Source organism: Bifidobacterium jacchi, assembly GCF_009078285.1.
In the GTDB taxonomy this organism is placed as follows: domain Bacteria; phylum Actinomycetota; class Actinomycetes; order Actinomycetales; family Bifidobacteriaceae; genus Bifidobacterium; species Bifidobacterium jacchi.
Genome location: NZ_RQSP01000046.1, coordinates 1 through 10,575 on the forward strand (window position 1 = coordinate 1; position 10,575 = coordinate 10,575).

Sequence of the window (10,575 nt, forward strand, 5' to 3'; positions counted from 1 at the left end):
CGTTAGCGCAAGGATTTCTCGGAAAGAAGGGGAACTTCGTAGAATCCTTGCGCTGGGACTGGGCTTAGCGCAAAGATTCTACGAACTCAAGGAGGATTTCGAAAAATCCTTTCGCAAAGGGGGCGTCGTTGGAAGTCGTTGGAAGTCGTTGGAAGTGTCGTGTGCATCACACGTATGTCGTTGGAGGCATCGTGTGCATACAACGGATACGTAGAGGTACAAAACGCGCGCTACATGACCGTCGCATGCACACGATCATGTAAACGTACGTTCCATGCACACGATCAGCAACGTCTCATGTACGCCCTATGCACACGACCGACGACCCGCAACGACCGGAAGAGCCCGCGCTGTTCCCTGACTGCGCTGTTCTTATGGCATCCGGACTGGTTTCGGACTCGTTGTATATTTGATGCATTTGTACTGCATTCTGAAAGCGGGTTATGCAATGACGTACGCCGAGCTGATTGGACGAGGTGCCGGTGAAACTGAAATCCGTTCGTATTTAGTTGATGGGGATGTAGTGCCGGTGACCGTACGCATTCCCGTCAATCTCCGTGATTCCGCCAAAGAGGCTGCCGTTCTTCGCGGAATGAGCTTTTCGGCGTTTGTGAGGACCTGCATCATCGATGAACTGGTCAGGGGAAGTGAACGATGACTGATCGCATCAATCTCACGACGATGACCATGCAGCTTATCGACAATGATCCGGATGGCATTCGCATTTGCCGTGTGGAAGGCGAGTCGTTGCTTACCGTCGTGGTTCCAAGGGATAAGTTGGCTGAGGCGAAGCGACTTCCGTATGTGCCGGAACGAGGTGTGTATTACCTGCTGGATGAGGACCACGGCGTGCTCGGCCGCGTATATGCCGGGCAGACCACGCAGGGGCTCGCTCGCCTTGAGGCGCATAAGGCCAAGAAGGAGTTTTGGAACAAAGCCGTTATGTTCCTTGACACCGACATCAATATCGACAGGGATGTGCTGGATGTCCTTGAAGCGAAGGTGATCGACTATGTTCGGCGGAATGGCTCGTATGAGACAGACAACACGTTTCTTCCTGGTCCGCATGTGAACCCATATAAGGAACAGCGCGTGGAAGACCTTCATTCCAGCATTCTGTTCCGTATGAAGGTGCTCGGATACGACCTTGACCGTGAAGAGACGGTGCCTGTCGTGGGAAACACGTTGTTCCACACGACAAGGAATGGCGTGCAGGCAAGCGGAAGATACGACACCGCTACGGGGCGTTTCACGGTGATTGCCGGTTCGCAAGTGGACCTTGATCGAAACATAATCAAGAATCAGAGTGCCGTCGCTGTGCGCAGACATCTCTTTGGAGAGCGCGCGGGCAAGGAACAATTACCTGACGATATCGTGCTATCCAGCCCGTCGGCAGCGGCGGTGTTCGTTCTTGGTGGTAGCCAGAACGGCTGGACCGAATGGGTGAGCGATCAAGGCAAAACGCTCGATGAAGTGTACAGGAACAAGGAGCACATGAATGAATAAGCAGCAGCTCGCCTCCAAGATCTGGGAGTCCGCCAACAAAATGCGCTCGAAGATCGAAGCCAACGAATACAAGGACTACATTCTCGGCTTCATCTTCTACAAGTTCCTGTCGCAAACGGAACTGAACCGGCTGCATGCCGATGGGTTCACCGATGAGGATCTGCCGTCGCTCGTCGAGAGCGATCCCGAGATCGTTGATTACGTGCGCGGCATGTGCGGCTACTTCATCGCCAATGACAACCTGTTCGCCACGTGGATCGACAAAGGCTCCGATTTTGAAATCGCGGATGTGCGTACGGCGCTCTCCGCCTTCGAGCGCAATATCAATCCGGCTCACAAGCGAGTGTTTTCCGGCATTTTCGACACGTTGCAGACCGGCCTGTCCAAGCTCGGAACCGATGAGAAAAGCCGTTCCAAGGCCGCTCGGGACCTGATTTATCTTATCAAGGACATTCCGATGGACAGCCGCCAAGGCTACGACACCCTCGGCTACATCTACGAGTACCTGATCGACAAGTTCGCCTCCAATGCAGGCAAGAAAGCCGGCGAATTCTACACGCCCAGCGAGGTGTCTCAGCTCATGAGTGAAATCGTGGCATGGCATTTGCAGGGGCGCAAGGAAATCACCATCTACGATCCTACGTCCGGCTCCGGCTCGTTGCTTATCCATATCGGTCAGGCGGTGGCCCGTCGCAACGGCAATCCGAATGACATCAAGTACTATGCGCAGGAGCTCAAGGAGAACACCTACAACCTCACGCGCATGAACCTAGTGATGCGCGGTATCTTGCCGGACAACATCGTGGCTCGCAACGGCGATACATTGAAGGACGATTGGCCGTGGTTCGACACCGACGAGACCAAGGACGAAACCTATGAGCCGCTGTTCGTGGACTCCGTGGTTTCGAATCCGCCGTATTCGCAGAACTGGGAGCCGCCGGAGGCGGGGGAGGACCTGCGTTTCGAATATGGCATCGCTCCCAAGTCCAAAGCCGACTACGCCTTTCTGCTGCATGACCTCTATCATCTGCGTGACGACGGCATCATGACCATCGTTCTGCCGCATGGTGTGCTGTTCCGTGGCGGTGAAGAAGGCGAGATTCGTCGTAATCTTGTGGAGCATCACCATATTCAGGCCATCATCGGGTTGCCGGCGAACATCTTCTTCGGCACCGGCATTCCCACCATCATCATGGTGCTGCGCAAGCATCGTGACGATGATCATGTGCTCATTGTCGATGCATCCAAGCATTTCACCAAGGACGGCAAGAACAACAAACTGCGCGCCTGCGACATCCGGCGCATCGTCGACGCGGTGACGGGCTCGAAGACCATCGACAAGTTCAGCCGTCTGGTGAGTCTTGACGAGATCCGTGCGAACGACTACAACCTCAACATTCCCCGGTACGTGGACTCCTCCGAACCGGCTGAGAACTGGGATTTGTATGCCACCATGTTCGGTGGCGTGCCGAAGCACGAGCTTGATGCACTGCAGCGTTTCTGGAATGTATTCCCGAGCTTGAAGACACAGTTGTTTGAAGCGCAGAGCAATCATATTGCGCACGTCGCCGGCGGTTCGGTGCGAGACATTATCTATGGCAATGCCGAAGTGCAAGCATATATGGAACGCTATAAGGCCGGTTTCACGGGTTATCGGGACTTCCTGCGCGGTGAGCTGGTGGGGAAGTGCGAGCAGGTGGCCATAGCTGCCGAGCAGGAGGAATTGGCCGAAGACCTGTTCCACAGACTATCCGATACGCCTTTAGTGGATTCCTACGCAGCATATCAGGTGTTTATCGACGCTTGGCAGACCATTGCCGGTGATCTTGAAGTCATTCAGTCCGAAGGTTTCTCTTCGGTGTTCCAAGTTGATGCCAACATGGTCGTCAAAAAGAAGGGCGGCAAGGACGTCGAAGTGCAGGAGGGATGGGTCGGCCACCTGTTGCCATTCGACTTGGTGCAGCAGCGGATGCTTTCGGCTGATCTCGCTGCGATTGCGGAGCAAGAGCACCGTCTGTCCGAAATCGGTCAGGAATTGACCGACCTGCTGGACGGCATTGATGAGGATGATAAGGGATCCGAGGCAATCAATGAGGAAGGCGACGCATTCGTTTCGGCCGAACTGAAGAAGGCGGTGAAGGCTATCGGGCGGCATCCGCAGACGGAGTTCGACCGTACGTTGGTTGCCGCGAATCATCTGCTTGACGAGGAGAGGAAAGTCAAGAAAGCCATTAAGAATGACCGCGCGGCGCTTGAAGACAAGACTGTGAAGGTTATCAAGAACCTTGATGGCAGTCAGGCTACCGATTTGCTTGCTGCCAAGTGGATTGATCCGCTGCAAAGCAAGCTGGAGGAGCTGCCGACCGCTGTGCTCGACGAGCTGGTGGCTCAGGTCACTGCGCTGGATGAGAAATACGCCACCACGTATGCCGATGTGTGCGGACAGATCAAGACCGCAGAGAACGAGTTGAGCTCGATGCTTGATCAGCTGGTCGGCAACGAATTCGATATGGCCGGCATTGCCGAGCTCAAGACCTTGCTGGGAGGTGAATAATGGCTGATCAGTCGAACAAACCTTCGATTCGTTTTGCTGGTTTTACTGACCCTTGGGAACAGCGTAAGTTGGGGGGAATCGCTCAAAAGGTAACGGCAAAGAATCTTGATGGTCGTGTCAATGAAGTATTGACGAATTCAGCGGAATACGGTGTGATCAGGCAAACCGAGTTTTTCGATCATGCTGTTGCTAAGGAAGACAGCATTACAGGGTATTACGTCGTAGAACCCGGTGATTTCGTTTATAATCCTCGTGTATCAGTCACAGCGCCAGTTGGTCCTATCAGCAGAAATAAGCTGGGGAGAAGTGGTGTCATGTCACCTCTTTACACGGTATTCAGATTGACCGGAAACACGAATGGAAACTATCTTGGCTACTTCTTTAAAACGGATTTATGGCATGGATTCATGAAGTTAGAGGGCAATTCCGGCGCACGGTCAGACAGGTTTTCTATTGGCGATGAGACCTTCTTTGAGATGCCTGTTCCAGTGCCATGTGCCGATGAGCAGCAGGCCATCGGCTCGTTCTTCTCCCGCCTCGACTCCCTCATCACCCTTCATCAGCGTAAGTATGACAAGCTGGTCGTCTTCAAGAAGGCAATGCTCGAACAAATGTTCCCTCAAGAGGGAGAGACTGTTCCGAAGATTCGTTTTGCTGGTTTTACTGACCCTTGGGAACAGCGTAAGTTGGGTGAGGTTGTTGATCAATTTAAGGAGCTAGTTCCAACTCCCCAAAATGGATATGTGCGCATGGGAGTCCGTAGCCATGCAAAAGGTACATTTTTGACCGATGTCAATCCGGGGGCTCAGATCGAAGAAAAAGAGCTATGCAGGGTTGCACCCAACAATCTTGTGGTCAACATCGTATTCGCCTGGGAACACGCAGTTGCGATTACCGCTGAGAATGATGCTGTAGCGTTGGTCTCTCACCGTTTCCCCCAGTTCTCATTCCATGAAGATATGTCTCCGAACTTCTTCAGGTTCATCATTCTTGACGGACGCTTCAGACATCATCTTTGGCTTGCCTCGCCGAGTGGTGCCGGAAGGAACAAGACTCTCAATGTGAAGTCCATGCTTGAGTACGGTTTTGTTGTTCCCCATAAAGAAGAACAGCAAAAGATCGGCAACTTCTTCTCTCGCCTCGACGACCTTATCACCCTTCATCAGCGTAAGTTGGAATTGCTGCGCAACATCAAGAAATCCTTGCTTGACGAGATGTTTGTCTGAAGGAAGAAGGGAGGCATCATGCGTTTGTATCACGGCAGCAATGTCGAGGTTCGCAATCCACGATTGCTGCGTTCGGATCGTCGTTTGGATTTCGGCCCGGGCTTCTACCTGACCAGCAGTCTGGAACAGGCTTCACGGTGGTCGGTATTGTCAGCCAGGCGCCGGCGGAAAGGCCGCCCGTCTGTCACCGTGTATGAGTTCGACGAGCTGCTTCTTGACGAATTCGACACGCTTGGATTCACCGGTGCCACGGCCGATTGGCTGGATTATATCGCGGCGAATCGGAGCGGGGAACCTCTGGGTGACGATTACGATATCGTATTCGGTCCGGTGGCGGATGATGCCACTATGCCTACGTTGAACGGTTTCTTCGCGGGAATATATACTACGGAAGAGGCCTTGAAGCGTCTGCTACCCCAAAAGCTGAAGGACCAATATGCGTTTCGCACGCAACGGGCGATTGACGCTCTGACCTGTATCGAGGTGATTCACCCATGACCACGTTGGAACGGGAGCTGCTCATTCATTACGACCGTGAGATTGTCCAGCGTATATGCAGTAAATACGGTTTTTCTCCTATGAAGGCGCTGGAATCCTTCATTCGTTCGCAGACGTACGCCATGCTGCGCGATCCGGAATTGGCGATGACCGAGTTTTCTCCTGCGGGCATCTTCGACATGTGGGAGGTAGAACAGATTACCGGTGATCCTAGGGATTCACTGTATTTGAGGAGGGATGAGGTTGACGCGTGAAATGAGCTTCTTCATCTACCTACTGGAGCAATATGCCGGCGACAAGGGCCGTTCTGCCTCCGATGTACTGCGTGAATGGGACGAGCATGGCGTCACGCAGGAGATCTACGACATGTACGAGATGTACCATCAGGAGAGCATCTGTAACGCCTACGAGGATATCGATCATCTCGTAGCTACCGGCAAACATAAGTGGTGAAGGAGCCGCATGATCTTCGACAAGGAATCGGAATTCGAGGAGAGCGTCATTTCAGTGCTCAAACAGCACGGCTGGACGGACGGTGTGCTGCGCTATCCGACCGAAAAGGATTTGATCGAGAACTGGAAAGGCATCCTGTATCGCAACAATTGCGGCCAGGATTGCCTCGGCAAATACCCGTTGACGGATGGCGAGATGGCACAGATTCTCGAGCAGATCGAATCCCTGCGCACGCCTATGGCGCTCAACTCGTTCATCAACGGAAAAACCGTGGCCATCACGCGCGACAACAAGGACGACATCGCGCACTTTGGCAAGGAAGTCAGCCTCAAAATCTACGATCGGCGGGAGATCGCAGTTGGCGACAGTGTCTACCAAATCGCGCAGCAGCCGGTGTACTCCGCCAAGAATTCAATACTCAACTCGCGTCGTGGCGACCTCACCCTGCTAATCAACGGCATGCCGCTCATCCATATCGAGCTCAAACGCAGCGGCATACCGGTCAGTCAGGCCACTGGGCAGATCGAGAAATACTCGCACGAAGGCGTGTTCACTGGCATCTTCCGTCTCATACAGATCTTCGTGGCTATGACACCGGACGATGCCGTGTACTTCGCCAATCCGGACGTGGACAAATTCAATCCCAGCTACTACTTCCACTGGGCGGACTACAACAACGAGCCCATCTGCGGCGGCAACAGCCCCGGTACCGACGAGTGGAAGCGATTCATCGGCGGCACGTCAGGTACTGCCGGACTGCTTTCCATCCCCATGGCCCATCAGCTTATCGGGTTCTACACGATTGCTGATTCCTCGGAAGGATGCCTGAAGGTGCTACGCAGCTACCAGTACATCGCCGCCAACGCCATATCCGACCGGGTACGCAAATGTGATTGGGAACAACGGCCGGCATTACCCGGTCGTCCCGGTGGATACGTATGGCACACCACCGGTTCTGGGAAAACCATGACCAGTTTCAAATCGGCACAGCTCATCGCCGATTCCAAGGATGCCGACAAAGTCGTGTTCCTTATGGACCGCATCGAACTGGGCACCCAATCATTGAAGGAATACCGTAGCTTCGCGGACAATGAGGATGATGTGCAGGGCACTGAGAACACCGGCGTGCTGCGACAGCGGCTTGCCAGCACGGACCCCAAGGATACGCTTATCGTCACCTCAATCCAGAAAATGAGCAACATCAAGCTTGGCGAAGGCGGCGAGGCAGGCGTCACCCAAGCCGAGCTTGAACGAATGGCGGCCAAGCGCATCGTCTTCATCGTCGATGAATGCCATCGATCCACCTTCGGCGACATGCTGCAGGACATCCGGCGATCCTTCCCGAACGCACTGTACTTCGGATTCACCGGCACGCCGATTCTGGATGAGAACAAGAAGAAGAAATCCACTACATCCATGGTTTTCGGCGAATGTCTGCACCGGTACAGCATTGCCGACGGCATCCGTGACCACAATGTGCTCGGTTTTGATCCGACCATGGTCACCACCTACAAGGATGCCGATGTGCGGCGTACCGTGGCATTGGACAAAGCGCGGGCCTGCAGCGTGGAGGAAGCGCTTGACGATCCAGACAAGGCCGAGGTTTACGAGCATTACATGGACAAAGCCGAGGTTCCGATGGGTGCGGTCACCAGCGAAAATGGGCAGCGAGTACTCGGCATCGAAGACCTGCTGCCTCGTGGCCAATACGGCATCGGCAGCGAACACGAGCACATGGTGGTTGCGGATATCCTCGACCAATTCCCCGTGCTCAGTCACGCGAACAAATTCCATGCGATGCTTGCCACCAGCTCCATTCCGGAGGCCATCAGCTACTACCACCTGCTCAAGGAACAGGTGCCGGACCTGCGCGTGACCGCGCTCTTCGATCCGAACGTGGACAACGCCTCCGGGTCCACAGTCAAAGAGGATGCGCTTGTCGAGATCATCAGCGACTACAACGCGGCATACGACAAGAAATTCACCATGCCCACATGGTCGGCCATGAAGAAGGACATCTCCTCACGCCTGTCGCACAAGGCGCCCTATGGCAGCATCGACACGAACCGCGGCCAGCGGCTCGACCTGCTTATCGTGGTTGACCAGATGCTCACCGGCTTCGACTCGAAATGGGTGAACACGCTCTACCTCGACAAGGTCATCGAAAACGAAAGCATCATTCAGGCGTTCAGCCGCACCAACCGTCTGTTCGGACCGGACAAGCCGTTCGGCGTCATCCGCTACTACCGTAAGCCGCACACCATGCGACGCAACATCGAACGGGCGGTCAAGCTGTATTCCGGTGACCGGCCACTCGACCTGTTCGTACAAAAACTGCCGCAGAACGTGGCCTCCATGGACGCGCGTTACCGGGAGATTCTCAGCGTGTTCAACGATTCAGGGCAATCGGACCTGAGGCAGCTGCCTGAGTCGGTGGAATCCAAGCGCAAGTTTGCCAAGGAATTCGTGGAGCTTAATCAATTCCTGGAAGCGGCGAAAGTACAAGGATTCGACTGGAATAAAGAATCATTCGAGTTTACGGATGAGAATGGCGACTCGGTGAACGTGCGGCCGGAGCTTGACCAACGCACATATCTGATACTGGCGCAACGATACAAGGAGCTCTTTGACGACAAGTCGGAAGGAGACGACGCGTCGGGCGACAACAAGAATGATGAAGCTCCGTACGAGCTGGACGGGTATCTGACCGCCATCGATACCGGGCTGATAGACACGGATTATATGAATGCCAACTTCACCAAATGGCTCAAAGCGTTGCGTGAAGACAGCCCAGAATTGGCACAGGCGACGGAGCAGTTGCATCGTTCGTTCGCAACGCTCTCTGCCGACGAACAACGACTCGCGGAACTGTTCCTGCATGACGTGGAACGCGGCGATGTGACCGTCGAGGACGGCATGTCATTGCGCGACTACATTACCCGATATGAGCGCCGCGAACAGGATGAGCGGCGGAACAAACTGGTCGCGGCCCTTGGCGTCAATCGCTCGCTGCTTGAGGAGTTCACACTCAAGCTCGTCACCGAGAAGAGTCTCAACGAATTCGGGCGTTTCGACGCGTTGAACCGCACTGTTGACGTGGCTCGGGCGCGAGCGTTCTTCGAGCGTCGTGATGGCATGCGATTGCCGCCGTACAAGGTGAAGATGAGCGCGCGCAGTCTGTTGAAGCGATTCGTGCTATCCGGCGGATTCGATATCGAGCGCGGCGACGGCGGCATTGGCGGCGATATCGGCGATGATACCGCCGCCAATGCCGGTGGGAATGCGTCTGCCGGCGGCAGTGCGGCTGCGGGCACCGGCGATGGCGCGGCAGATCAGGCGATCTGATTCAGCAGCGTCGGCAGCTCGGCCATCGTATCGATGACCGCATCGGCACCCGCCGCAACGAACGCATCGCGAGCCTTCGCGCGTGCCGCCGCCTTGTCGGCATCCGACAGCGCCTCGAACTCGGCCTGGCTCAACGCCATCTGCGAGCTGCCCTCGGTGACGCCGATCGTGAACACGCCTGCGTTCTTGCCTTCGCGGATGTCGGAGAGGGTGTCGCCCACCTTGGCGGCGCGGCGCACATCGGTCACGCCCAGCTTCTCAAGGTTCTTGAACACCATGTAGGGGTAGGGGCGACCGAAGCCGTTCGTGCCGTCCGGGCTGATCCAGAAGTCCGGCGCGTAGCCGTTCTCGGCGGCCTTCGGCACCACGATCTCCATCATCTTGTCGGTGTAGCCGGTGGTGGAGCCGATCTTGATGCCGGCGGCGCGCAAGGCGGCCACCGCATCCACGACGCCCGGCTTCGGGTCGGCGAATCCGTCGAGGATGGAGAGCAGCTTGGGCTCGAAATGCGCGTAGACGGCATCGGTGTCGGCATCGGTGGGAGCGGAGCCATGCGCATCCTCCCAAGCGCGGGCGATGCGGCTCATGCGCAGCATCGTGGCGATGTGGTCATGCTTGAGCATGCCCATCGGCTTGCGGGTCTCCTCCATGGTCGGCTCCACGCCGAACTCCTTGAACGCCTCCTGAAAAGCGCGCACCGGGGCGAAACAGCCGTAGTCCACGGTGGTGCCGGCCCAGTCGAAAATGACGGCTTCAAAACGGTTGGTCATGGTAATCGATACCTCCTTATCGTCGATTGAAGTGATGGAATGAGCTCAGGCGGTGAGCTTCACGTTGGCGGGGGCGGCGGCCTTGATCGGGGCGCCGGCGGCATCCATCGCGGCGATGGCGGCGGGCACGGAATCCAGTCCGGTTGCGGCGGCCAGCAGGCCGCGTTCGCCCATGTACAGGGCCAGCAGCTCGGTCACCTTCTCGATGTCGTCGGTGTAGATC

Annotated in this window: 9 protein-coding genes; 8 read left to right on the top strand and 1 reads right to left on the bottom strand. The window is 55.7% G+C overall.

Features of this window, described 5'->3' with window-relative positions; translation table 11 throughout:
• Positions 1-448: 448 nt before the first annotated feature.
• Genes EHS19_RS09205 through EHS19_RS09240 form a run of 8 tightly spaced genes read left to right on the top strand, consistent with a single transcriptional unit; the run spans position 449 to position 9,582 of the window.
• Positions 449-658, top strand: a complete 210-nt coding sequence (locus EHS19_RS09205; protein ID WP_151917463.1) for a YlcI/YnfO family protein — start codon at positions 449-451, stop codon at positions 656-658.
• Positions 655-1,506, top strand: coding sequence for a GIY-YIG nuclease family protein (locus EHS19_RS09210; RefSeq protein WP_241677187.1), 852 nt, complete (start codon positions 655-657; stop codon positions 1,504-1,506). The genes EHS19_RS09205 and EHS19_RS09210 overlap by 4 nt, the downstream gene beginning before the upstream one ends.
• Positions 1,499-4,060 carry a type I restriction-modification system subunit M gene (locus EHS19_RS09215; protein ID WP_151917464.1) on the top strand — a complete coding sequence of 854 codons (2,562 nt, stop codon included), beginning with the start codon at positions 1,499-1,501 and terminating at the stop codon, positions 4,058-4,060. Before EHS19_RS09210 ends, EHS19_RS09215 begins: the two co-directional genes overlap by 8 nt.
• Positions 4,060-5,286: a restriction endonuclease subunit S gene (locus tag EHS19_RS09220; protein ID WP_151917465.1), complete on the top strand. Its 1,227-nt coding sequence runs from the start codon at positions 4,060-4,062 to the stop codon at positions 5,284-5,286. The genes EHS19_RS09215 and EHS19_RS09220 overlap by 1 nt, the downstream gene beginning before the upstream one ends.
• Positions 5,287-5,304: 18 nt before the next feature.
• Complete coding sequence (locus EHS19_RS09225; RefSeq protein ID WP_151917466.1) at positions 5,305-5,784, top strand: DUF3990 domain-containing protein; 480 nt, start codon at positions 5,305-5,307, stop codon at positions 5,782-5,784.
• Complete coding sequence (locus EHS19_RS09230) at positions 5,781-6,038, top strand: hypothetical protein (protein WP_151917467.1); 258 nt, start codon at positions 5,781-5,783, stop codon at positions 6,036-6,038. The genes EHS19_RS09225 and EHS19_RS09230 overlap by 4 nt, the downstream gene beginning before the upstream one ends.
• Complete coding sequence (locus tag EHS19_RS09235; protein WP_206666350.1) at positions 6,022-6,237, top strand: DUF3791 domain-containing protein; 216 nt, start codon at positions 6,022-6,024, stop codon at positions 6,235-6,237. The genes EHS19_RS09230 and EHS19_RS09235 overlap by 17 nt, the downstream gene beginning before the upstream one ends.
• A gap of 9 nt (positions 6,238-6,246) precedes the next feature.
• The gene (locus EHS19_RS09240; RefSeq protein WP_151917468.1) at positions 6,247-9,582 is read left to right on the top strand and encodes a type I restriction endonuclease subunit R; all 3,336 of its coding nucleotides are present in this window, start codon (positions 6,247-6,249) and stop codon (positions 9,580-9,582) included.
• On the opposite strand, the gene phnX is transcribed toward EHS19_RS09240, so the two are convergent.
• Positions 9,570-10,352, bottom strand: a complete 783-nt coding sequence (gene phnX, locus EHS19_RS09245) for a phosphonoacetaldehyde hydrolase (RefSeq protein ID WP_151917469.1) — start codon at positions 10,350-10,352, stop codon at positions 9,570-9,572. The two genes, EHS19_RS09240 and phnX, sit on opposite strands and share 13 nt — an antisense overlap.
• Positions 10,353-10,575: the final 223 nt, after the last annotated feature.